20 protein-coding genes are annotated in these 23,175 nt (G+C 45.5%); 8 read left to right on the top strand and 12 right to left on the bottom strand.

What is annotated here, in order from left to right; translation table 11 throughout:
* Positions 1-102 precede the first annotated feature (102 nt).
* From CHA6605_RS31645 to CHA6605_RS14185, 5 genes are all read right to left on the bottom strand, one after another.
* Complete coding sequence (locus CHA6605_RS31645; RefSeq protein WP_051038873.1) at positions 103-1,008, bottom strand: DnaD domain-containing protein; 906 nt, start codon at positions 1,006-1,008, stop codon at positions 103-105.
* A gap of 578 nt (positions 1,009-1,586) precedes the next feature.
* On the bottom strand, positions 1,587-2,189 hold the full coding sequence (locus tag CHA6605_RS14200) for an ATP-dependent Clp protease proteolytic subunit (protein ID WP_015160140.1): 603 nt from the start codon (positions 2,187-2,189) through the stop codon (positions 1,587-1,589).
* Between the two features lie 136 nt (positions 2,190-2,325).
* Positions 2,326-2,970 carry an ATP-dependent Clp protease proteolytic subunit gene (locus CHA6605_RS14195; RefSeq protein WP_015160139.1) on the bottom strand — a complete coding sequence of 215 codons (645 nt, stop codon included), beginning with the start codon at positions 2,968-2,970 and terminating at the stop codon, positions 2,326-2,328.
* Positions 2,971-3,101: 131 nt separating this feature from the next.
* Positions 3,102-3,773, bottom strand: a complete 672-nt coding sequence (locus tag CHA6605_RS14190) for an ATP-dependent Clp protease proteolytic subunit (RefSeq protein WP_015160138.1) — start codon at positions 3,771-3,773, stop codon at positions 3,102-3,104.
* 83 nt (positions 3,774-3,856) lie between these two features.
* Complete coding sequence (locus tag CHA6605_RS14185; RefSeq protein WP_015160137.1) at positions 3,857-4,435, bottom strand: Uma2 family endonuclease; 579 nt, start codon at positions 4,433-4,435, stop codon at positions 3,857-3,859.
* A gap of 185 nt (positions 4,436-4,620) precedes the next feature.
* Between CHA6605_RS14185 and CHA6605_RS14180 the strand changes: the two genes are divergently transcribed.
* On the top strand, positions 4,621-5,091 hold the full coding sequence (locus CHA6605_RS14180; RefSeq protein ID WP_015160135.1) for a GNAT family N-acetyltransferase: 471 nt from the start codon (positions 4,621-4,623) through the stop codon (positions 5,089-5,091).
* Positions 5,092-5,120: 29 nt separating this feature from the next.
* Here CHA6605_RS14180 and CHA6605_RS14175 read toward each other — a convergent pair whose 3' ends face one another.
* Both CHA6605_RS14175 and truB read right to left on the bottom strand, forming a co-directional pair.
* A complete protein-coding gene (locus tag CHA6605_RS14175; RefSeq protein WP_015160134.1) occupies positions 5,121-6,161 on the bottom strand; it encodes a hypothetical protein in 1,041 nt (346 codons plus the stop codon).
* 220 nt (positions 6,162-6,381) lie between these two features.
* Positions 6,382-7,287 carry a tRNA pseudouridine(55) synthase TruB gene (truB, locus tag CHA6605_RS14170; RefSeq protein ID WP_015160133.1) on the bottom strand — a complete coding sequence of 302 codons (906 nt, stop codon included), beginning with the start codon at positions 7,285-7,287 and terminating at the stop codon, positions 6,382-6,384.
* 168 nt (positions 7,288-7,455) lie between these two features.
* Between truB and CHA6605_RS14165 the strand changes: the two genes are divergently transcribed.
* Positions 7,456-8,367, top strand: coding sequence for a carbohydrate ABC transporter permease (locus CHA6605_RS14165; RefSeq protein ID WP_015160132.1), 912 nt, complete (start codon positions 7,456-7,458; stop codon positions 8,365-8,367).
* A gap of 7 nt (positions 8,368-8,374) precedes the next feature.
* On the opposite strand, the gene CHA6605_RS14160 is transcribed toward CHA6605_RS14165, so the two are convergent.
* A complete protein-coding gene (locus tag CHA6605_RS14160) occupies positions 8,375-9,568 on the bottom strand; it encodes an MFS transporter (protein WP_015160131.1) in 1,194 nt (397 codons plus the stop codon).
* 494 nt (positions 9,569-10,062) lie between these two features.
* Here CHA6605_RS14160 and CHA6605_RS14155 point away from each other — a divergent pair, with 494 nt between their 5' ends.
* A complete protein-coding gene (locus CHA6605_RS14155; protein WP_015160130.1) occupies positions 10,063-10,380 on the top strand; it encodes a hypothetical protein in 318 nt (105 codons plus the stop codon).
* Positions 10,381-10,722: 342 nt separating this feature from the next.
* On the opposite strand, the gene glmU is transcribed toward CHA6605_RS14155, so the two are convergent.
* Together glmU and CHA6605_RS34175 are read right to left on the bottom strand one after the other, a co-directional pair.
* Complete coding sequence (gene glmU / locus CHA6605_RS14150) at positions 10,723-12,081, bottom strand: bifunctional UDP-N-acetylglucosamine diphosphorylase/glucosamine-1-phosphate N-acetyltransferase GlmU (RefSeq protein WP_015160129.1); 1,359 nt, start codon at positions 12,079-12,081, stop codon at positions 10,723-10,725.
* A 40-nt stretch (positions 12,082-12,121) separates the two neighbouring features.
* Positions 12,122-12,259 (bottom strand): hypothetical protein, encoded by a 138-nt coding sequence (locus tag CHA6605_RS34175; RefSeq protein WP_157259990.1) that lies wholly within the window; start codon positions 12,257-12,259, stop codon positions 12,122-12,124.
* A 65-nt stretch (positions 12,260-12,324) separates the two neighbouring features.
* Between CHA6605_RS34175 and CHA6605_RS14145 the strand changes: the two genes are divergently transcribed.
* Complete coding sequence (locus CHA6605_RS14145; RefSeq protein ID WP_015160128.1) at positions 12,325-13,095, top strand: MlaE family lipid ABC transporter permease subunit; 771 nt, start codon at positions 12,325-12,327, stop codon at positions 13,093-13,095.
* A 61-nt stretch (positions 13,096-13,156) separates the two neighbouring features.
* Here CHA6605_RS14145 and CHA6605_RS14140 read toward each other — a convergent pair whose 3' ends face one another.
* Entirely contained in the window at positions 13,157-14,077 is a 921-nt protein-coding gene (locus CHA6605_RS14140; RefSeq protein WP_015160127.1) for a fructosamine kinase family protein, read from the bottom strand.
* 156 nt (positions 14,078-14,233) lie between these two features.
* Positions 14,234-16,156, bottom strand: coding sequence for a hypothetical protein (locus CHA6605_RS14135; RefSeq protein ID WP_015160126.1), 1,923 nt, complete (start codon positions 16,154-16,156; stop codon positions 14,234-14,236).
* Positions 16,157-16,694: 538 nt separating this feature from the next.
* Here CHA6605_RS14135 and psaA point away from each other — a divergent pair.
* The 4 genes from psaA (at position 16,695) to CHA6605_RS14115 (ending at position 23,108) form a co-directional block, all read left to right on the top strand.
* Positions 16,695-18,947: a photosystem I core protein PsaA gene (psaA, locus tag CHA6605_RS14130; protein ID WP_015160125.1), complete on the top strand. Its 2,253-nt coding sequence runs from the start codon at positions 16,695-16,697 to the stop codon at positions 18,945-18,947.
* 197 nt (positions 18,948-19,144) lie between these two features.
* Entirely contained in the window at positions 19,145-21,346 is a 2,202-nt protein-coding gene (gene psaB / locus CHA6605_RS14125; RefSeq protein WP_015160124.1) for a photosystem I core protein PsaB, read from the top strand.
* A 76-nt stretch (positions 21,347-21,422) separates the two neighbouring features.
* On the top strand, positions 21,423-22,031 hold the full coding sequence (locus CHA6605_RS14120; RefSeq protein ID WP_015160123.1) for a bis(5'-nucleosyl)-tetraphosphatase: 609 nt from the start codon (positions 21,423-21,425) through the stop codon (positions 22,029-22,031).
* Positions 22,032-22,208: 177 nt separating this feature from the next.
* Entirely contained in the window at positions 22,209-23,108 is a 900-nt protein-coding gene (locus CHA6605_RS14115; protein WP_015157789.1) for a transposase family protein, read from the top strand.
* Positions 23,109-23,175: the final 67 nt, after the last annotated feature.

Genomic DNA, 23,175 nt, shown 5'->3' with positions numbered 1-23,175 from the left:
CGAATTAACAATTACCCCTTAATTATTTAGGGGTAACCCTTGTAGGTACCCTGAATCTACACTGAGCACTAGTGTATTTAAATTAGTGCAAGATGCGAGCGATTATAATTGGTGCTGCTCGGTCAGATTTTCGAGAGGTAGCTTAAATCGATCTATATGCATTCGATCTGGCTTCTCGATGCCGATCGATGGCAACAACAAGCAATTGGAAGCTTGACGATTTTTGGGATCGACAATTGCTTTGAGAGTGCAGAATAGCTTACTTTTGGTCGGTTGAGCTACAACTTTGTCTGGCTCTGCCCGATCTTCACGATCTGTATCGATCTCGGCTGGATCTACATGGGTGGTTGAAGCCGATCGCCCAGAACTGCGGGAATCAGCTTCTGTATTTGAAGATGATTCGACCGACTTTGTAGTATTTGCTAATTTTAATTGCCGATCTTCTGACGCCGCTTTGTCCGATCCAGAAGGATTGGCGGGTGGAACTGGACTTGGGTAATGATGGTATTGAAAGGGTGCCGACTCTTCGGGATTGAGCAGCTTGGCATCTTGTCGAGAGGGCAAAGCTACCGAAAAATCGGCTTGAACTGGCTCCTCAGCAGACACCTGTACTGGTGAATCTGAAGTCGTAGGTAACTCGACTACGGCTGGTAAATTTTGTAAAATTTCACGCTCGTATTCTGGCGTGAAATTGTAACGCGGTTTGCCGAGTCTTTGCCAGTCTTTAAGAATATTATCGACAGATACGATTTTGTATCTACCTCTGTACAGCGACTCGACGATCGCTTTGATAATCCAGTTATTATCGTATTTTTTTAACCAATTTGCCACGAGAGTATCGACTTGATGGCCATCAAGTTCTAAACCGTACAAATCGATTACTACCGTAATAAAGTTTTGGTGAAAATGGCTCATTGACAAAGGAGATCCTTGATACCCTCGCTCGCAATTAGTCGTGCCATTAGCTTGACTGGTAAATGCGATCGCGGCTGAATTACTAATACTCAAGTACTAATATCTGAAGCAATTTTATAGTTTAGATATTTGGTTAGAGGTATAGCGACTAACTTGTGAGCTATGGGAAAAGGAATTTGACTACCTATTTACATTTAAGATCGAACCTTATTAAGAAAGTTCGTTCTCAATCTATCTTTTGGTACGATTAATTCGGCTAATTGTTTCTGTGTTGTAGTTTACACCAAATTGTTCATTTTGGCACTCTCGATCGAACTTATTACCAATTTGTAATTTTTATTGTATTAGTTCTAATGAACTACTAGAATCGAATTGTCACTTGTTTAATCTTTAAATATTTAGCTAAACCTATCTATGCTTAGCTATTGCGAAGGTTCGGGTATTCCCGCTCGGTCTTTTTTAAATGAAGATCTAGCTAGGATCGATATCAAATAGAGCGAGTCATAATTCAGATTGGATTATATATTTTTTGATAGATATAGGCGATCGCGCGCGTGAATCGAGGGCAGATCTATCATTACAACAAATCCCTACTTTGATGTATCTATAAAACAGATACCAGTCAAAGTAGGGATTTGTTATTGATAATTGAGAAATTAAATCAATTACAATTAGCGGACATTAGCAGTTTCGACAACTTTATCGATTAAACCGTATGCCATTGCTTCGGCTGCGGACATAAAGTTATCTCGATCGGTATCTTTTTCGATCTGTGCTAAGGTTTGGCCAGATCGATCCGCCATCAACTGATTGAGCAGCGTGCGAGTTTCGAGGATATGCTTGGCTTCGATTTGAATATCCGATGCTTGCATCCGTCCGGTACCACCTAAAGGTTGATGGATCATGATTCGTGCGTGGGGTAACGCCAAGCGTTTGCCAGGGCTACCAGCCGCGAGTAAAAAAGCACCCATCGAAGCAGCCAACCCGACGCAAATGGTGACAACTTCTGACTTAATATGCTGGATCGTGTCGTAAATTGCCATCCCGGCAGTAATTTCGCCGCCAGGGGAGTTGATATAGAGATAGATCGGTTTGCTGGAGTCTTCAGAATCTAAATAGAGCATATAAGCCACGATCGCATTTGCCATGCCAGCATCGACTTCTTCAAACATGAAGATAATCCGCTCGCGAAATAATCGATCGTAGATATTAATCCACTGTTCGTTAGTACTACCAGGTAAGCGATATGGAACGCTAGGAACGCCGATTGACATAGAATTTTAGGGGAGGGGGAGAGGGGGAGAGGGGGAGAAGCTTTTGGCTTTAGGCTCTAGGTATGAGTGAGTAGTGCATTAGATAGCCGCAAGCGTCTTTAATCCTCAAGCCTAAAGCCTAAAACCTAAAGCCTAATTACAACTCTTTCGAGCTTTCTAAGACTCGATCGATTAAGCCGTAGGCTTGGGCTTCGTGGGCGGTCATATAAAACATCCGTTCGCTGTCTCGCTCGATTTTTTCGGGCGATTGACCTGTATTTTGAGCGAGTACATCGATGATGTTGGTTTTTTTTGCCAAGACTTCGGCAGCATTAATGACAATATCCGAAGCTTGTCCTCGGCTGCCCGCACGGGCTGGCATTAAGCCGATCGAGGCATGAGGGAGACTGGCACGTTTGCCCGGTGTGCCCGCAGATAGCAAGAGTGTGGCAATACCCATTGCTTGACCGAGACAGATCGTATAAACCTCAGACTTGATGTGCTTGATGGTGTCATAGATTGCCAATCCAGCCATCACAGACATCATCCCGATTTCTTGTCCTGCCATCCCAGCGGCGACAGGATCGCCCAGTGAGTTGATATACAGGTAGATCGGCTTGGTATTATCGACTGACTCTAGATACAGCAGCGATGACACCATGCTATTTGCCAATCCATCGGTAATCGGCTGGTTGAGGAAGATAATCCGTTCCTGACTCATCCGCGTGTAGATGTTAATCCACTGCCAATATTGACTGCCAGGAAGGTTGTAAGGTACGTTTAAAATCCGATCGACAGGCATAAGGATAGGGGATAGGGGATAGGAATTAGGGGGTAGATGGGTGGATGGGTGGCTGAATGGATGGAGTGAATAAAAACGCTTGCGTCTAAATTCACTATCCACTATTGACTATTTTCACTACCCTCTACTCTCTAGACCAAAGCTGGAATCGCTGTAGGTAAATCTTTGGCACTATTGAGAACGATATCGATTAAGCCGTATTCTTTAGCTTCGGTGGGTGTCATGTACAACATCCGATCGGTATCTTTGGCGATTTTCTCGGCGGGTTGACCCGTACTGTGCGAGAAGATGTCCAAGATTGCAGTCTTGTTGTCCAAGACTTCTTTGGCCCTAATCTGAATATCACTGGCTTGTCCTTGCGCGCCACTACGGGGCTGATTGAGGACGATGGTCGCGTGCGGGAGACTGGCGCGACAGCCTTTGGTACCTGCGGCGAGGATCATGGCGGCAGTACCCATGGCTTGCCCGATACAGATCGTATGGACGGGTGGCTTAATGTAGCCGAGGGTGTCGCAAATCGCGAAAGCTTCGGTTTCAAACCCGATCGAGTCGCCTGTATACCAAGATGTCCCAGTGGAGTTGATATAGAAGTAAATCGGTTTTTCGGGATTGTCAAATTGGAGATATAGCAATTGGGCGATCAATAGCTTGGTAGGATCGTAGCCCATTTGCCGCTTGTAGTCATCGGACGATACTAATGGCCCGCCCATGTAGACAATCCGCTCTTTTAGTAGCAGTGAGGGTAAATCTGGTGGCGGTGTCCGGTAATAGCTATCGCCGCCGTAATATTGGGACTGTACCATGTATTTATTCCGCTCTTAGCGCATTGTATTTTTATATGGTAACTCGCGATCGCCTGGTGACGTTGGGTTGATTACCGATTATGCTATGTCGATTTTCGATAACTTTTAGCGATCGCTCCAAATAACTGAGAGATTGTCAGCTCGATCGATGCGGCAAATAGTGGCACTGGTAAAATTGTAGCGGGATCTTCAATCAGCTCGAAGGTGCGCTCAGCTCCGCTCGTGAATACGCATCGCTCGATCGGATCGATGAGCCATCCCATTTGAGTACCATGGGCGAGACAGTAATTAATATTTTTAAGAGCTGTAGTAATGCTGCGGGTGGGTGGCAGAATTTGAACGATCCAATCTGGAGAAATTGCGAATGTATCTTCGATGTTGCCCAGCGCGTCAGTGGCGATATTGACATCTTCAAACACGGCGATGTCAGCTATTATCGATCGATCGCCAAAAGTACAGTGTAGTGACGGGAAGGCTTGGGCGATATCGAGTTCGTTTAACAGCGGATCGATGGCAAATAGTAATTGTCGTTGGATGATACTGCGATGAACTTGCGGTATTGGTAATGGGACGAGCCGACCATTGCTAGACTCGATGGCGTTAGCATCGGGCAGATCTAGTAGTTGTTCGAGCGCGCTTTGTTTGACTGGGGTATGCACCATTTGCCATCTTCTCCAAACGTCTTACCTTCTATTATGTACTTAGGTTTTGGCAATCTTCTAGCGGTTATTTACACAGAGCCAATCGATTTGGATGGTGGGTCGATCGTTAAAACCGATCCTTTAGTCTTATTGCTTGCGGACAAAATCTACAATGTAAGAACGATCGATCCGATGGGAGGGAGTAAATGATTGAATGCCGAAAAATGACGCGCGAGTCGAGTGAGGATGCGTTTAGTCTATTGCGTTCTTTTCTGGGCGAGGACGAATATTATCTCGATAGCAGTGCTGTTTATGGTGGCGGAGGGGAACCGGAGCTAAGGAGAGCGTTGGATCTGTTTTTACGATTGCCCGAACTCGGTTTTGTCTGGTTAGCCTATCTTGAGGGCGAACCCGTCGGCGTGTGTATGGTTTGCTTTGCTATTTCTACTTCGATCGGGGGGATTGTTGCCAAGCTCGATGACGTGTTTGTCATTAGCTCCAAGCAGGGTCGAGGTGTTGGTTCGGCTTTATTACAAGATCTCAAACAAGAGTTACTCGATCTCGGTGTACTGCGGATCGATACCAGCGTCCATCTCCAAAACGATCGTGCTAAAAGATTCTATCAGCAGCAAGGTTTTCGACAGTTAGACGAGGAGAAATTGGCATGCGTTTTGTGAGTTGTTTAGACAGTCTCTTCACTAGTCTGTTATTCTCCAGTCATCACGCGTAAGCGGATGGCATTTTCGCCACTATCATCGAGAGGTACTTCGACGATTTCGCTAGAGAGACGTTCGACACAGGCGATGAGCGATCGTAAGTTGGGCGTACTGGCACCTGTATCGACATACAACCTGTCTACTAAACTGCCCAAACGTTTCCAGGTTAAATAGAATTTGGTCATCGTTTGCTCCAATTGTGCGGCTTGCTTGAGCACATCTGCGGCGACAGGGAGACATCCCACGCGCATTGCTTCTTCGAGCGCGGTAGCTAGATCGACTTTAGAATCATTGAGGACTTGTACCTGCGCGCCAGCATCGAGATATTTGGATAAACTGCGGGCGTTGCTGGTGACGAGCTTGATATTATCGACGTCGGGATTGGCGGCTATTTCGTCCCGGATCGCCAGTTGATGTGCTTCGGGTAGTTTCTCCATTTCTTTGACTAGAGGCGCGATGAAGCGCGGTGGAGTGGCTCCAGCGGCGGCTTGTTCTTTGACTTCATCGGGAATCAGATCGGAACTCATCGCCATCCATTCGTCGGAGAGTTGGCGGACTTCGCGCCGAGTGATCCGATCTCCTCTTTCAGCCGCATCCGTAACTAGTTGTTGGACTTCTGGTGAAGATTTGGCCGTTTCGACGAAGGCGCGTTTGCTAAAATTTTTGAGTGTAGATGCGGAAAGTTCGCCATTTTCGAGGAGTGTATCGGCACTATTAGCAAGTTCGATCCACGCATACGCCTGACTCTTGCTGAGTTCTCGATCTTTGAGCCAGTTGAGAAAACCCTCGCCGCGTCCGTCGCCGCCTTTTTTTTCTCGATCGCGAATCGCCCGTAAAATTCTACCGCGCCAAATCTCAGTTTGCAGATCGAAGCTGTCACAGACTAGCCAAGCGTCATCGTACCGCTGTCGAAAATCAAAATCTCCGACTGCTTCATCTTCGGGATCGGGTAAATCGAAGATGAGATCGGCATTTGCTTCTAAAGCCGCTACAATTTCGAGATCCGTACTAGAGCCAACTGAAACAACCATCGATCGTCCTCAGAATAAATACTGTTGATTAGTCAATCTCCGACTCTAAATCGGCAAGAGTCGAAAAATTATCATAGCATTAACCCAAGTTGCTACCTACAACCCAAGCGGTTGAAAACCGCTCCTCTGCCAATGCAGGCGGACTTTGCCTCACAAGCTCCGATGTTAATCGGCGGCGGTAATCAAACAAGGCGAATATCCTTAACCTAAACTGGCGTTATTAGAGCAATACTGTCTGAGGAACTAATAAATTCTCGCCTTCAATCTGGCGGATTTCGCCTACTCCCAAGCACCGCTGTTCGTCCATGACTTTCACAAAGCCGCTCGGCTCGGAATTTGCAGGTGTCAATTGAAGTTCGGAGATCGGTAACCGTTTCCCCTGACTCCAGAATTTAACTCGATCGGCATCTAATAGGGTTATTGTTGGTAAATGAGCCAATCCACGATCGGGCGCAATGGGGATAAAAGTCCCCGCGCGCTGTTGGGTTTCTAATTCTTCTAAGGTGATGCTCTCCGGCAACTCAAAGCCGCAACTGGCATTGCGTTCTAGAACTGCCAATACGCCTCTAGTACCTAGCTTAACGCCCAAATCGCGGGCGATCGAGCGAATATATGTGCCGCCACCGCAATTAATCTGTACCTCAACTTCGGGAAAATCTCCTGGCGTCCAGTTGAGGATATCTATTACATGGATATTTACTAGGCGAGTAGGTACTTCAATGACTTCGCCAGCGCGCGCTAGCTTATACAATCTTTGCCCATTTACTTGGATGGCACTATACATGGGCGGCGTTTGGACGATCTCGCCGATAAATTCGGGAATTACCGCTCGGATGCGATCGATCGTCACGGCGGATGCTGGCTCCGAATAGATCGTCTCTCCAGCCAAATCGTCTGTTGTTGTCTCGATACCGAGTCGGATAATGGCTCGATATGCTTTGCCTTCAGGTAAATACTGTAGCAATCGAGTTGCTTTGCCGATGGCGATCGGCAATACTCCTACTGCGGCAGGATCTAATGTCCCGCCATGCCCGACTTTTTTTGTCTGCAAGATCCGCCGCACTTTGGCAACACAATCGTGAGAAGTCCAGTCTGGCAATTTTTTTAAGTTAATGAATCCGTCCACGGGTTATTTTAGGAGTTAGGAAGTAGAAATTGAGGAATCGAACGCAAATAATCGATCGGTAATTTAGGCTGACGATCGGTCGGCAACTGTAGTTATGAGTAGATTACAACCCGATTGAGTATAGCCGGATCGTTCTCATATTAATTTTCAAAAGTTAGGCTCTTTACTATGAACAGTCATAAATACAAATCATCGCGTTCTTTTTTTAATCGGTTGGCAATGTTACTCGATCGAGAAGATATTGCCGCAGGAGTCTTTTTATTTCCAGCTTTATCATTGCTGGGCATATTTTTGATTTTTCCAATTATTTATCTGGGTTATTTAAGCTTTACTGGCGGCAGTTTTACGCGATCGGGCGTACAGTGGGTGGGTATTAATAACTACTTAAGATTGCTACTTTCGCCAGATTTTTGGCAAGTTATCGGTAATACTCTTTATTTTACGATCGGGACGGTAATTCCGAGTATTGTAATTCCTTTAGGACTGGCCGTATTATTAAATCAGAATGTGCCCTTTGCGGGTATTTTTCGGACGATTTATTTTATTCCCTCGATCGTCTCGCTAGTAGCGGCTGGACTGGGTTTTCGCTGGCTATTCCAAGCAGATGGCGCGATTAATGCTTTACTGAGTAGCTTCGGCTTTGACAAAATTGCCTGGTTGAGCGATTCTATATGGGCGATGCCTGTCATCATTATTTTGAGTATTTGGAAGCAAATTGGTTTCAATCTAGTTGTCTTTTTAGCTGGTTTACAAGCAATCCCTAGCAATCGCTATGAAGCAGCAGAATTAGATGGTGCAAATAGTTGGCAGCAGTTTCGACATATCACTTTACCTGGAATGCAATCGACGTTAATTCTTACGGCGATTACAACTACAATCTTTACGCTTAAAAGTTTCGAGCAAGTGTATATTATTACGGGCGGCGGGCCATTGAATTCTACTAATTTATTAGTCTATTATATCTACGATCGCGCTTTCGCTCAATTTGATTTTGGTTACGCCGCAGCCGCTGCGATGGTCTTATTAGCTTTTACGTCTGGTTTAGTTTATTTACAGCTACGAACGTGGACTCAGGACTAAAGGTAGATTAGGTAGTTGGCTGGGTTTGTTTGGGCGTGAATTTACGACGATTGCGGACGGCAAAAAATAACACTATGAATGTAAAAATCCCGGCTAGATATAGTGGATACCCATAAGTTGTCGGATTATTTTGGTCTACCATCAATCCAGCAATAACTGGGCCGATGCCATTTGCAGCACTTAAATAAGAAGCATTGAGTCCGGACATTTTTCCTTGTTCTTCTGGAGTCGTATTGAGTGAAATCAGCGTACTAATCATCGGTTGTACGACAGAGTTAAATATAGCAAAGATCGTACTAATAGCTAAGAAAAAATAAATATCTGGGACGATCGGCATTAGCACGAATGATAAACTACGAAAGAATAAGCCTAGAAATAAAATTTTAACAAAACTAATATACCTAGTTAATATTTTTACTCCTTGAAGCTGAACAACTACACCGACTACACCAATAGCAAAAAACAACAATGTCAAAGACCTATTATCTTGATGCAATACTTTCAGGTAGTAAGGTTGAAAAGCAAAAGTAAATAAGGTGAATGTCGTCCCGACACAAAGATTGATAATAAATAAGATTCCTATTCTGGGAAAAGTTAGTCCTCTAATCAAATCTCGTAACCCCAGATCGAAAATATTCGTATTGTTATTCGTGCGTTCGGGTAATGTTTCTGGTAAAAAAAGTATTGTTAAAATTAAGGCGAATGCGGCAATTCCTGAAGAAACCAAAAATGCTGTGCCTAGAGAACGTTGTTGGGCGACTAAACTGAGTACTGGCCCCATGACAAATCCCAATCCCAGTGACGCACCAAAAATCCCATATCCTTTAGCACGATTTTCTGGAGTAGTGACATCCGCGATGACAGCTTGAGCCACTGAGACATTACCACCCGTCACACCATCTAAAAATCTGGCAAAAAATAGGACTGGCGCATTAGTTGCGGTGCCAGCCATAAAGTTACCGATTACGGTGCCGACTAAGCTGATAATCAATAACGGTCGTCTCCCAAACCTGTCCGATAGTTTGCCAATAATTGGCGTAGCAAAGAATTGAGCGATCGAAAATATTGCAAATAAGAGGCTAGTTTCCTTGTCACTTAGGTTAAACTCTCGCCCGTATTGATAAATTGTCGGAATCAGGATCGTAAAACTCAGTGCATTGATGAAATTAATAATAGCAATAATCCAGAAGCTGCGGTTCATTAGGGTTGGGGGTAAAGACTGGAGAAGACATGGCCGATCTAATCGATCTTCAATGTTGACAGATTGCAATCGATCGATAAAATAAGTAGCGCGGGATAAATTAGGCTGCTACCGCTCGATGAATTTAATTCGATTTCTGAGGTCAATGATACTTATCTCCGTGTTTATACCGACAAGCGATCGAAATCAATTTTCATAAGATCGGGGGATTTTCGGATTAATAATCATGTCTGTTTCAATTAGACTTAAGGGAATTCGGTGGGAAGTTCGATTTTTTACCAACCGACTCTCGATTCGGACTTGACATCTACGCTATCGTGTACTTGAATTAGATACCAATTATCTATATTTGCCAACACCTTAGTAACAACGACCTATATCTCAAGTCTAGAGCGAATTAGAGCTAAGAATTAACGGTTCGGTACAGAATAGACGGCTAATTTTGCTTACTGACACAAATTTCCAGCACCATACTCCGACCTGTTGTCGAATCTATGCTTCAACCTCACTCTTCTGGATTATCTCAATTAGTAACAAGTTCTCTAGCTCGCACGAAACTACCTACTGGCAAGAGTTTTGGCAGCTCGACACTGAAGGTGGTTCCCTTATCAGAATTGATGTTACCAATCGCGATCGATTCAGAATCGATGGCCGATCGTACAAGCGAGATCGCCCAACAGCAGCCATCATCATTGGCGATCGAAGTTGGTAAGATCGTTGTTGTGGCACTGTGGTTTTGGTGCTTGGTTGGTGCTAATTTTTGTTTCGATACCATTAACTCGATCTCTAATTTTCGTCCTTCCGAAGTTTAATTGAGTTGGTGCTTGGTTAGTTACTATCGCTAAATTTTCTCGATCGATTTGCTAGTGTGAATTTACTAAAATCGATTGATTTCCACCCTGTTACTACTGGCACTCTCTATTTTTCATCAAAGCAAATTTCGCTCTAGATTGTAGGGTATCTTATCGCGTAGCGTAACGCACCAGACCGGAACCGATCGGGAGGTTAAGTAATAGCAAGTCTCTTAGCTATGTTAGTGTGCGCCTAGAAACAAACCTATGGTAGGTGGTTTCTCGGTCGAATAGCGGTTTAGTTGAAGAAATAGTTTTAGAGATGACATGACATCTCTAAAACTACACCAGTGACTTCGTCGCTCATTCTTGATGCCATTTTGGTCGCCAACCTGGCTTAATCGTTTGACGAGATCGGGCGATCGCCAGACAATCATCTGGGACATCCTCGGAAATTGTCGAGCCTGCGGCGGTAGTTACACCATTGCCTAGATTTAGTGGCGCAATCAGGGTGTTGTTGGAGCCAATCCGTGTAAAGTTACCGATCGTGGTGTGATGTTTGTGTTTGCCATCGTAATTGACCGTAATTGTGCCCGCACCGATGTTGACTTGCTTGCCCACAGTTGCATCGCCAATATATGATAGGTGTGCGACGTTAGTATTGTCGCCAAGAGTACTTTTTTTCAACTCGACAAAGTTGCCGACCCGGCAGGATTCGCCGACGGTAGCTTGTTGGCGGATGTGCGCGAAGGGGCCGATATTCGCTTTATCGCCGATCGAGCTATCGATTACCACCGAATGCAAGATTGTGACGCGATCGCCGATGTCGCTATTCTCGATCGTACTACCAGGCCCAATCCGGCTGCCAACACCAATTGTGGTTTTACCTCGCAAATGAGTTTGCGGCTCGATAATTGCATCCACGCCGATTTGGACGGTATCGTCGATCGTCACGCTGTCGGGATCGATAATCGTGACGCCAGCAGCCATCCACTCATCTTTGATCCGCGATTGCAGGATCTGATAAGCAGTCGCTAACTGACGACGATCGTTAATGCCTAAAATTTCTCGATCGTCAGGCACATCATAAACCATCACTGGCGAGAGGAAATTAACTGCATCGGTAATGTAATATTCTTGTTGGCTGTTATTGCTTTGCAATTTGGGCAATACTGCTTGGAGTTTCGGCCAATTAAAACAATATATTCCGGCATTAACGCGCCGATTTTGACGCTGTGCGTCGGTACAGTCCCGATCTTCGACGATCTCCTTGAGTAAATTATTGCTGTCGCAAAAGACCCGCCCATAGCCTTGTGGATGATGAATTTGGGCTGTGAGTATAGTTGCGGCATTTTGATGGTGTTGGTGCGTCGCTAAGAGTGCTTTGAGCGTCTCAGGACGCAAAAGTGGAACGTCGCCATTTAAGACTAGCAAGTCCCCTTCAAAATCTTCTAAATGGGGGAGTAATTGTTGAACGGCATGTCCCGTACCTAATTGTTGGGCTTGTTCGACAAACTCCAAGTCGGGATAATGCAGCAGTGCTTCTTTGACTCGGTTAGCTTGATAACCGACTATTGCTAATTGCCGCTCGGGTTGTAATTGTTCGCAACCAATCAGCACCCGCTCGACTAGAGATCGACCTCCTAGCGAGTGTAGTACCTTGGGTAAGTCCGATCTCATTCGCGTACCTTTGCCCGCTGCCAAAATTGCTACTGCTACCATAAATATAACTACTACCGAGGGAAACTAAACAAAGCCTATCTTAAAATACCCCATCGATCGAAACATGAATGCAATCCTTGGCAAAGTCGTTCGTCCGATCGAAAATCGATTGTAGTTTGTTGTCAAGAGCATTTTGAACTCGATCTGGCGGTGTATGGCTTGAATAATTGCGATACATTAGTTTTACAGCGATCGTGCTTCTCGTATAATCGTATTACTAACGATCGATAACCTAAAATTGATATGCGCTTGTGGTTTAGGCGGTTTGTGGCAGCCATTTTCTTGGGTGGACAAGTGATTGTTCATATTCTGAGGGGCAAATTTAATTATGCAAATATTGTCGAGCAAATGGCTTTAGTCGGCCCAGAATCACTTTTAATCGCATTAGTGACAGCTACCACGATTGGGATGGTATTTACCATTCAGGTAGCGCGGGAATTTATTAATATCGGTGCGGGACAAATCGTGGGCGGGGTTTTGTCGCTGGCTCTGACTCGCGAACTCGCCCCCGTACTTACCGCCGTCGTATTAGCTGGTAGAGTCGGCTCGGCATTTGCTGCCGAAATTGGCACGATGAAAGTTAGCGAACAAATCGACGCACTCTACATTTTAAAGACAGATCCGGTCGATTATTTAGTAATCCCCCGCTTGGTAGCTTGTTGTGTAATGCTACCATTGTTGACTGTTTTGTCGATCGTCACGGGGATGATTGGCGGCTTAATCGTTGCTACTAGTTTATTTGGAATGCCCGCACGAGTATTCTTAGAATCAGCTCGTAACTTTCTAGAAATTTGGGATGTATGCAGCGCACCGATTAAAGCAGTCTGTTTTGGTGCCTTAATTGCAATTATCGGTTGCAGTTGGGGACTAACGACTACAGGTGGTGCCAAAGGTGTCGGGCAATCGACCACCACAGCAGTAGTAACTTCGCTGTTGGCAATTTTTATTTCTAACTTTTTCCTCTCTTGGCTAATGTTTCAAGGTTCTGGTAGTGCGGGTTCTAAGGCGATTTAGGTAATTAATAATTGATGACTTAGTATCGAATATTTCATACTATCCACTTCCTCTGTCTTGCTCACAAGTATTTCAAAATTGAGTCGATCGAGCGTTCGGCTTGACTGTGGTAACTACCACCAAATAAATTGTAGTGATTGAGAATGTGATAAAGATTGTATAAAGCCTTGCGCTGAGAGTAGCCAGAATCTACGGGATAAACTCGATCGTATCCTTGATAAAAAGCAGTTGGAAAACCACCAAATAATTCAGTTAAGGCTAAATCGACCTCACGATCGCCCCAGTAAGTTGCTGGATCGTAAATAATGGGAATGCCAGTACTTGTAAAGCTGGCATTTCCACCCCACAAATCGCCATGAACTAATGACGGTTTCGGTTGATGACCGTCGAGTAGTTGCGGAATTGCGTTGAGTAATGTTGTTGCTTTGGCAAAATTACCACCCTTGCAGCGGGCGAGTTCTAATTGATAGCCGATTCGGTGGTGCATAAAGAAGTTTGCCCAATCTTCTTGCCAAATATTAATTTGCGGGGTCGATGCGATCGTGTTATTTGTATGCCAACCAAATGCCGCTCGATCGTTAATTTGGTGACGGTGTAGCTTGGCTAAATTACTACCTAATTCATGCCAACTTTGCTCGTTAACTTTATTTGTTAATTCTAAATATTCTAAAACTAAATAGCTGCGATCTCCGCTCGTTCCCCAACAAATTGGGATTGGCACTTTAATAGTTGCAGTTGCGGCTATTTCGATTAATCCTCTAGCTTCCGCTGCAAACATCTCAACCAAATTTGCCTGATTGAGCTTAACAAAATACCGATCGGATCGATCGAGAGTTGAGGATGAAACTAGAGAATTAGCGATCGAATAAACTTGATTGATACAACCACCACCGATCGAGCGTCGATCGCCGAGCGCAAATTGCTGACCCGTAGCTTGAGTAATATTTGCCTCAATATCAGTCCAAATTTGCCGATCGCTCATAATTTTGACTCTTTATTTCCAATGGTGCGAACGCAGATTTCGAGAGGAGCCATAGCAGCGAAGATCTCGCAATACTTCTGGGTTAATCCTAAAGATATTTAGTCCGCGTGGGCGGACTTTGCATCACCAGCGGTGACTTCAGTCGATAGCAGCAATCTAACCTATCTTCCGATCGCGTAACTCCTCAAGCCAATTCATGACATTCCCCGCAAAGGTATGTAGATTCTTTCCAAATCTTTGGGCTTTGGCGGGAATAGTATTCGTAAATTTTCTGATTTTCGCCCTAGCTATTTTTGCTAATTCGAGCGTTTGTGTTTGCCAAGTTTGCTCCGGTTTTGGCTCGATTTGGCTCTGTGGCTGTGGGGATGCTGTAATAGGATTGCTTGGAGGTGTAACGCTCGGCGGTTGAGGAGCTGGACTCGGAGATGGCTTAACAGCCAAAACTGGCTGGGGAGTCGGAGTCTGTTTTGGTGTTGGAATTGGCGGTGGTGTTAGTTGCGGACTCGGTTCTGGACGATTTATGACTATTTCAGGAGCTGGACTGGGCTGAACCACGATCGTCGGTGATGGGGTTGCGGCAGCAGGAGTTGGCGCGATCGCGACTGGTACGGGGATTAATAATGGTGGAGTTGAGGGCTGAACGCTGGGCTTTACAGTTACAGTCGGAGTTGGCGCGATCGTGACTGGTACGGGGATTAATAATGGTGGCATTGAGGGCTGGACGCTAGGTGTCATAGTCGGAGTTGGCGCGATCGGGATTTTATTGAGATTATCTTTCTGAGCCGAATTGTCAATTGGCTCTGAATTGCTAGGTTTGGGTGGCGTTTTGGGATTGCTTTGGCTTGGCGTCTGCGCAGGGGCCTCGATCTGGGGTGACACGCTCGGTACTGGTATGATGACCGGACTCACGCTAGGCTTAGTTATTGGCGCGGGAATGGCGGCAATTGGGCTGGGTACGGGTGCAGGTGCTGGGGTAGTAGTTGGCGCGGGTGTCGGTATCTGGACGGGCGTGATGACTGGCTTAGAGGCGAGATCTGGTGCAGGCGTAGGCGCAGGTGCTGGGTTAATCGCCACCATATAGCTGGGATCGACAAACGCACTAGCGACAATCGGCTCTAGCTTACCCTCAATAAGTTTAGCCAAACTATCTTTGGCTTGAGGGTTATAAGTGACGATTTCAATCGTATCGTTATAGGCATTTGGGATGAGATTGCCGCGATCGTCTACCAATTCTAATCTCACTAAATTTTTGCCCGGTTGGAATCCTTGCAGGTATACTGGCGTCCAGCGTTGCTCTCGATCGGCGGCTTCTATGCTATTTTTTGAAGCTACACCAACGCTATCGAGCATAAATCGCTGCTCGTTAATTGTCACTCGCAATCGCCATCTCGTGACACTGCTTTGACCTTCGGTTCCTACTACCCGTGCTGGAGCGTTAGTAACGTAGTAGTCCAACATAATCGGCTCCGCTCCATAGACACCTAAGGGGCGATTGTACGTCAGTAGCGGCTGTTGGGGATCGGGCTGATTTTCCGCAGTTTTCGTCAAAACGTGAAATGTCACCTGTGCGTAGGCACCATCGTTTTTAAAGCTTTCATGCCAAGGACGTGCCGCGAAGACACGTAAAGTATGGGTTCCAGCCGCTAAATTTTTAAAAACCAAGGGTTGGCTCAGATCGAATACTTCTTGGTAAGTTTGACGATCGAGAATTACCTCTAAATGATTGCCCAGATCCAATTCTCGATTTTTAAATAAGGGCAGAGCGTCTACTTGCAATTTGACACTAACTCGATCGTCTGAGAGCATCTCGTCGAGTTTGGGGCTGAGGATCCGCACTTGAGGCTGAAATTTTTCTAGACTCGGAGCGAGTTTAGAGATACTTGTTGGTGTATTGACTTCTGCTAAGGGACCATCGGTATTATTTAAAACCGGATTGGGTGAGGTTACAGCCACCAAGTTAGTCGTTGTGTCGGGAGCAGATGGCTCGCAGCCAGCGATCCCGATTGCTAGAGTCGCCGCCAAGCACGATCCCAAACATAACCGAGCAACTAATTTCCACTTCAGATTCGCTCTCAACACCCGTACCTCTGCTTCACAAGTTACTAGTTTGCATTGCCTATTTTACTAGGGTTAGCGAATTTTTGAACTATTGACGTTTGGCATCAGAGAACTCAAATAACAGTATTTATGTAGATATGTAAATATAATTGAAAATTTCAATGTTATCCATTAAAGAAGCAAATAGCACCAGACTATTGCGATCGCTGTTAGAGGTGGGCTGATGTATGACTTTGGCGATCGTTAAGATTGTTTAAAATAAATGTATTAAGCTTGACTTTTATCCCAGCTCCATCAAATTAAGATCGACATAATCATTCTGGAGAGCGACTTTGAATTATTGTTAACAAATGGTGAATAAGGCTAGGCCATCAACCTATAATTCATCAACAGCGGTGCCGAAAGGGCAGACTTGTTTTGCTCGATTGTGCGCGGTTCGATACTTTTATTTCTAATAGAATTTAAAAGGGATCGAACGAGGCTTTTGGCTCCATTTCCCTCAGAAACGGGCATTTCAGTTGGGTATCACCTCGTTCCTTGTCTAGAGAGGACAATCCTCATGACAATTAGTCCGCCAGAGCGGGAAGCAAAAGTAAAGGTAGTCGTTGACAAAGATCCAGTTCCTACTTCATTCGAGAAGTGGGGTAAGCCAGGTCATTTCGATCGCACCCTAGCGAAGGGACCAAAAACCACTACGTGGATTTGGAATCTTCATGCTCTCGCCCATGATTTCGATAGTCACACCAGTGACTTGGAAGACGTTTCTCGTAAGATTTTCAGTGCTCACTTCGGTCATCTCGCCGTCATATTTATATGGTTGAGCGGGATGTATTTCCACGGTGCCCGTTTCTCTAACTATGAAGCGTGGCTCACCAACCCTACTGGCATCAAACCCAGTGCCCAAGTCGTCTGGTCGATTGTCGGTCAAGACATTCTCAACGCAGACGTTGGCGGCGGTTTTCACGGGATTCAAATCACCTCTGGTTTGTTTCAACTGTGGAGAGCGTCAGGGTACACCAACTCCACACAGCTTTATGCCACTGCTATTGGCGGCCTCGTCATGGCTGGTTTGATGCTATTTGCTGGTTGGTTTCACTACCACAAGCGCGCTCCAAAATTGGAGTGGTTCCAGAATGTAGAGTCCATGATGAACCACCACTTGGCTGGTTTGTTAGGTCTAGGCTGTCTGTCTTGGGCAGGTCACCAGATCCATGTATCTCTACCAATAAATAAATTACTAGATTCTGGTGTCGCACCAAAAGATATTCCTTTACCACATGAGTTCTTGGATCCTGCCAAGATGGCCGAACTGTATCCCAGTTTTGCTAAGGGCTTAACCCCGTTCTTTACATTGAACTGGGCTGAGTATGCAGACTTCCTCACCTTCAAAGGCGGTCTCAATCCTACTACTGGCGGTCTATGGTTATCCGACACGGCTCACCATCATTTAGCTTTGGCTGTGCTTTTCATCGTTGCTGGTCACATGTACCGCACGAACTGGGGCATCGGTCACAGTATGAAAGAAATTTTAGAAAATCATAAAGGGCCATTCACTGGCGAAGGCCATAAAGGTCTATATGAAATTCTTACCACCTCTTGGCACGCTCAGTTAGCAATTAACTTGGCAATGTTGGGATCGGTCAGCATCATCGTGGCACAACACATGTATGCAATGCCTCCGTATCCTTACTTAGCTACCGACTATGCTACTCAGCTATCGCTATTTACCCACCACATGTGGATTGGCGGTTTCTGTGTCGTCGGTGGTGCCGCTCACGCAGCAATCTTCATGGTTCGGGATTACGATCCTGCTATGAATCAAAACAACTTACTCGATCGGATGCTGCGTCACCGCGATGCAATTATTTCGCACCTGAACTGGGTTTGCTTGTTCCTTGGTTTCCATAGCTTCGGTTTGTACGTTCATAACGACACCATGCAAGCTTTGGGTCGCCCTCAAGACATGTTCTCTGATAAGGCGATTCAGTTGCAACCCGTATTCGCTCAGTGGATTCAAGGACTGCACACGGCTGCACCGGGTAACACTGCACCAAATGCGCTGCAAACTGCCAGCCTTGCTTTCGGTGGCGATACGCTCGCCGTCGGTGGCAAAGTGGCGATGATGCCGATTGTGTTGGGTACGGCGGACTTTATGGTTCACCACATTCATGCTTTCACCATTCACGTCACCGTTCTGATTCTGCTCAAAGGTGTCTTGTTTGCCCGTAGCTCTCGGTTAATCCCCGACAAAGCTAATTTGGGTTTCCGATTCCCTTGCGACGGCCCAGGTCGTGGTGGTACTTGCCAAGTTTCTGGTTGGGATCACGTTTTCCTCGGTCTGTTCTGGATGTACAACGCCATCTCGGTTGTGATTTTCCACTTTAGCTGGAAGATGCAGTCGGATGTATGGGGTACAGTCGCGCCAGATGGAACTGTCTCGCACATTACTGGTGGTAACTTTGCTGCTAGTGCTATTAACATTAATGGTTGGTTGCGTGACTTCCTGTGGGCGCAAGCTTCTCAAGTTATCAACTCCTACGGTACGGCTCTGTCTGCCTACGGTTTGATTTTCTTGGGCGCGCACTTTATCTGGGCGTTTAGCTTAATGTTCCTGTTCAGCGGTCGTGGCTACTGGCAAGAACTAATCGAGTCGATCGTTTGGGCGCACAACAAGCTCAACGTTGGACCCGCAATTCAGCCTCGCGCTCTGAGCATCATTCAGGGTCGGGCTGTTGGTGTCGCTCACTATCTCCTCGGCGGGATTGCGACAACCTGGGCATTCTTCTTAGCTCGATCGATCGCAATCGGCTGATAAGACGATGTCTCTTTATCGGTGTCGATCGATTGTAGATGTAATTTTTCGCAAAGATTGACACCGATCGAATCTAGAACTCTAGATTCGGCACCATCATTAACATGATGCTAATTAATGCCACACGAGATGGTTACAGTTAGCATCATCAACTGTAACCATCTCGTTTGTCCGCGAGGAAACCCGATAAGAAAACTATGGCAACTAAATTCCCCAAATTTAGCCAAGACCTCGCTCAAGATCCGACCACCCGTCGGCTCTGGTACGGGATTGCCACGGCTCATGACTTTGAAAGCCACGATGGCATGACTGAGGAAAATCTTTACCAAAAGATTTTTGCAACTCACTTCGGTCATCTAGGCATCATCTTCTTGTGGGCTTCTGGTAACCAGTTCCACGTAGCTTGGCAAGGCAACTTCGAGCAGTGGATTAAAGATCCGCTGAACGTGAGTCCGATCGCTCATGCGATTTGGGACCCTCACTTTGGGCAACCCGCAGTCGATGCTTTTACTCAAGGCGGTGCATCTAACCCAGTTAACATCACATACTCCGGTTTGTACCAGTGGTGGTACACGATCGGAATGCGATCGAACGAAGACTTGTATGCGGGATCGATCTTCTTGCTCCTCCTCGCTTCGGTCATGTTGTTCGCTGGTTGGTTGCATCTTCAACCTAAATTCCGTCCGAGCTTGTCTTGGTTCAAGAATGCTGAATCTCGCCTGAACCACCATTTATCTGGTTTGTTTGGCGTCAGTTCGCTAGCTTGGACTGGTCACCTAGTTCACGTTGCCATCCCCGAATCTCGCGGTCAGCACGTTGGCTGGGATAACTTCCTCAGTACCTTACCTCACCCCGCTGGGCTAACCCCCTTCTTTACGGGTAACTGGGGTGTATATGCAGAAAATCCAGACACCGCACAGCAAGTATTTGGGACTTCCCAAGGTGCTGGTACGGCGATCTTGACTTTCTTGGGTGGCTTCCATCCTCAGACTCAATCTTTGTGGTTGACTGATATGGCGCACCACCACCTAGCAATCGCGGTAATTTTCATCGTTGCTGGGCACATGTACCGTACTAACTTCGGCATCGGTCACAGCATTAAGGACATCCTCAATGCTCACAAACCACCCGGAGGAAGACTCGGAGACGGTCACAGAGGTCTTTATGACACGATCAACAACTCTCTCCACTTTCAATTAGGTTTGGCACTGGCTTCGTTAGGTGTAGTCACTTCCTTGGTGGCTCAACACATGTACTCCATGCCACCTTATGCGTTCTTGGCGCAGGACTTTACCACCCAAGCCGCACTTTACACCCACCACCAGTATATTGCTGGTTTCTTAATGGTTGGTGCATTCGCTCACGGTGCGATCTTCTGGGTACGGGATTACGACCCAGAGCAAAACCGGAACAACGTGCTCTCGCGGATGTTAGAGCACAAAGAGGCAATCATCTCTCACTTAAGTTGGGTGTCTCTGTTCTTAGGTTTCCATACCTTGGGTCTCTACGTTCACAATGATGTCGTAGTTGCCTTTGGTACCCCTGAGAAGCAAATCTTAATCGAACCAGTATTCGCACAGTGGGTACAAAGTTCCCACGGTAAATTACTCTACGGTTTTGATACCTTGCTCTCAAATTCCGGTAGTTTAGCTTCCACTAGCAGCGCAGCTTATCTGCCCGGTTGGTTAGAGGCCATTAACTCTGGTACTAACTCTTTGTTCTTGACCATCGGCCCTGGTGACTTCTTAGTCCACCATGCGATTGCTCTAGGACTCCACACCACCACCTTGATCTTGGTCAAAGGTGCGTTGGATGCCCGTGGTTCCAAACTAATGCCCGACAAGAAAGACTTCGGCTATGCCTTCCCCTGCGATGGCCCCGGTCGTGGTGGTACTTGTGATATCTCTGGTTGGGATTCCTTCTACCTAGCGATGTTCTGGATGTTAAACACCCTCGGTTGGGTAACATTCTACTGGCACTGGAAACATCTCGGTATCTGGCAAGGTAACGTCGCCCAGTTCAATGAGTCTTCGACTTACTTGATGGGTTGGTTGCGCGATTACCTCTGGCAGAACTCCGCTCAGTTAATTAACGGCTACAACCCTTACGGGATGAATAACCTGTCTGTATGGGCATGGATGTTCCTCTTTGGACACCTCGTCTGGGCAACTGGCTTTATGTTCTTAATTAGCTGGCGTGGTTACTGGCAAGAGTTGATCGAAACCGTCGTCTGGGCACACGAGCGGACTCCGCTTGCTAACCTAGTTCGTTGGAAAGACAAGCCTGTTGCTATGTCGATCGTTCAAGGTCGTGTTGTCGGTCTAGCTCACTTCACAGTCGGCTATATCCTCACATACGCAGCCTTCCTCATCGCCTCTACTGCTGGTAAGTTCGGATAGTTCTGAAGTTATCATCGGCTGAATAAAAGCCCCCGTCACCTAGTGGCGGGGGCTTTTTCAATGAGATCGAGATCGGATGATAAACAAAGCTACAATCGACTTATCAGTGGGAGTTCCAGATTGCCAAATTTTTGAAGCAAAGGAATATAGTTCTATTAAGTTTGGAAAAATTTATCCCAGACATTTTGGTGATGCTTTTCTACTTCCGCCTGAGTTCCTAATTGTTTCGATCTCTTCTATCTCTATGCAACAAATCAAATCCTGCGGTTTTATTTTATTTCGTGGAGATCGCTCCGAGCTGCCAAAATCTTTTTTACTAATGAAGCATCGCGAACGGTACGATTTACCTAAGGGACATGTCGAGCCTGGTGAATCGGATCTGGAGTGCGCGATTAGAGAGACAACCGAAGAAACGGGCATTGCGGCTAGTAAAATCGAGATCGAGCCTGAGTTTCAGTATCGATCGATTTATTATCCACAGTATGCCAGATTTAATAATGAAGTTGTCGAGAAGACTTTAATTATTTTCTTGGGCTGGGTGGCTCCACAAACTTCAATTACGACTACCGAACATTTAGGATATGAATGGATCGATTGGCACCCACCCCATCAAATTCAGGCGCAAACGATCGATCCACTCCTGGCAGAAGTTAGTGCTTACTTTATCAAAAAGCAGCTAGGCTGACTTGGTGCTAGTCTCGAGCGTGTAATTAACACTGCTTTAATCGGGCTAATACCACCATAATTTCGTCGATAACCTTGACCATTTGGGATGTGGGTCGATCGTGTTGATTAGACCTATCCGAAATATAATTCATGGACAAAAAAGGCACTAAAATCGTAAAATAGTATTTTAGCCATAATGAAAAATCCACTAGAATATATTGAAAACTATCCAGAACGAACAAAGCAAATTATCGGAATTAATTACGAGCAGTGGTCGGCATTAGTAGAGATTGCAAAAATTGAGGAAGAAAGATTAAGATTGGCACATGAAAAACAAAAGATTAGGATTAATAAAAAAGGAGGAGGGAGACCTAAAAAACTCACCTTAGAGGAAGAAATATGTTTGTGTGTATTTTATCTAAGGCATTTGCCGACATTTGAAATCCTAGGGTTGCAATTTAGTGTTTCCAAAACAGAAGCGAATGATACATTTAATTACTGGATAAAAATCCTGAGAAAAATACTACCATCTAGCCTAATAGAGGGAGCAAGAAAAGACCGAGAAGAATTGGCAGTGGTGAAAGAAATGCTCGCCGAGTATGAGTTGATTGTAGATAGTTGGGAACAGCCGAGAGAAAGACCTGAAGACAATCAGGTGCAGAAAGAATATTATTCAGGAAAGAAAAAGCAACACACATTTAAAGGGCAGGTAATTACATTACCATCAGGAAAAGATTTAGTCGATGTAGAGGTGGGCAAACAAGGTAAGACTAGTGATATTAGTATATTTAGAGAACAGCAAAAGAAATTTAATATTGAGCAGAAATTTACCGGAGACAAAGGATATCAAGGTGGTATTAATATCAAAATTCCTCAGAAGAAGCCAAGAGGAAAAGAATTAACAGATCTACAAAAAGAGGTGAACAAGGAAATATCTAGTGAAAGAATATATGTAGAACATGTCATTCGCCTAATCAAGATATTTAGGGCGGCCAAAGAAAGATTCCGGATGAAGGGGAATAAATATGAAGAAGTAATACTAACAATATGTGGATTAGTTAGATTGCGACTGGGAACATTGATTTTAGCAGTTTGACGATAGTAAAGAAGCTCGTAAATACAAAAAATACAAAATGGCAATTAATGGGCTAGTTTTTAATAGT

Source organism: Chamaesiphon minutus PCC 6605 (assembly GCF_000317145.1).
GTDB lineage: Bacteria > Cyanobacteriota > Cyanobacteriia > Cyanobacteriales > Chamaesiphonaceae > Chamaesiphon > Chamaesiphon minutus.
Note: the sequence above shows the minus strand (reverse complement) of the source record. Positions and strands in the feature narration are given on the sequence as shown.

Bases quoted from the DNA above. Each gene is read 5' to 3' on its own strand.
- CHA6605_RS14185 (WP_015160137.1), bottom strand. From the start codon at position 4,435: ATGGTGCATACCCCAGTCAAACAAAGCGCGCTCGAACAACTACTAGAT.
- CHA6605_RS14160 (WP_015160131.1), bottom strand. From the start codon at position 9,568: ATGAACCGCAGCTTCTGGATTATTGCTATTATTAATTTCATCAATGCA.
- psaB (WP_015160124.1), top strand. From the start codon at position 19,145: ATGGCAACTAAATTCCCCAAATTTAGCCAAGACCTCGCTCAAGATCCG.
- CHA6605_RS14165 (WP_015160132.1), top strand. From the start codon at position 7,456: ATGAACAGTCATAAATACAAATCATCGCGTTCTTTTTTTAATCGGTTG.
- CHA6605_RS14120 (WP_015160123.1), top strand. From the start codon at position 21,423: ATGATAAACAAAGCTACAATCGACTTATCAGTGGGAGTTCCAGATTGC.
- CHA6605_RS14190 (WP_015160138.1), bottom strand. From the start codon at position 3,773: ATGGTACAGTCCCAATATTACGGCGGCGATAGCTATTACCGGACACCG.
- psaA (WP_015160125.1), top strand. From the start codon at position 16,695: ATGACAATTAGTCCGCCAGAGCGGGAAGCAAAAGTAAAGGTAGTCGTT.
- CHA6605_RS14155 (WP_015160130.1), top strand. From the start codon at position 10,063: ATGCTTCAACCTCACTCTTCTGGATTATCTCAATTAGTAACAAGTTCT.
- CHA6605_RS14115 (WP_015157789.1), top strand. From the start codon at position 22,209: ATGAAAAATCCACTAGAATATATTGAAAACTATCCAGAACGAACAAAG.
- CHA6605_RS34175 (WP_157259990.1), bottom strand. From the start codon at position 12,259: ATGTATCGCAATTATTCAAGCCATACACCGCCAGATCGAGTTCAAAAT.
- CHA6605_RS14200 (WP_015160140.1), bottom strand. From the start codon at position 2,189: ATGTCAATCGGCGTTCCTAGCGTTCCATATCGCTTACCTGGTAGTACT.
- glmU (WP_015160129.1), bottom strand. From the start codon at position 12,081: ATGGTAGCAGTAGCAATTTTGGCAGCGGGCAAAGGTACGCGAATGAGA.
- CHA6605_RS14145 (WP_015160128.1), top strand. From the start codon at position 12,325: ATGCGCTTGTGGTTTAGGCGGTTTGTGGCAGCCATTTTCTTGGGTGGA.
- CHA6605_RS14140 (WP_015160127.1), bottom strand. From the start codon at position 14,077: ATGAGCGATCGGCAAATTTGGACTGATATTGAGGCAAATATTACTCAA.
- CHA6605_RS14180 (WP_015160135.1), top strand. From the start codon at position 4,621: ATGATTGAATGCCGAAAAATGACGCGCGAGTCGAGTGAGGATGCGTTT.
- CHA6605_RS14175 (WP_015160134.1), bottom strand. From the start codon at position 6,161: ATGGTTGTTTCAGTTGGCTCTAGTACGGATCTCGAAATTGTAGCGGCT.
- CHA6605_RS14195 (WP_015160139.1), bottom strand. From the start codon at position 2,970: ATGCCTGTCGATCGGATTTTAAACGTACCTTACAACCTTCCTGGCAGT.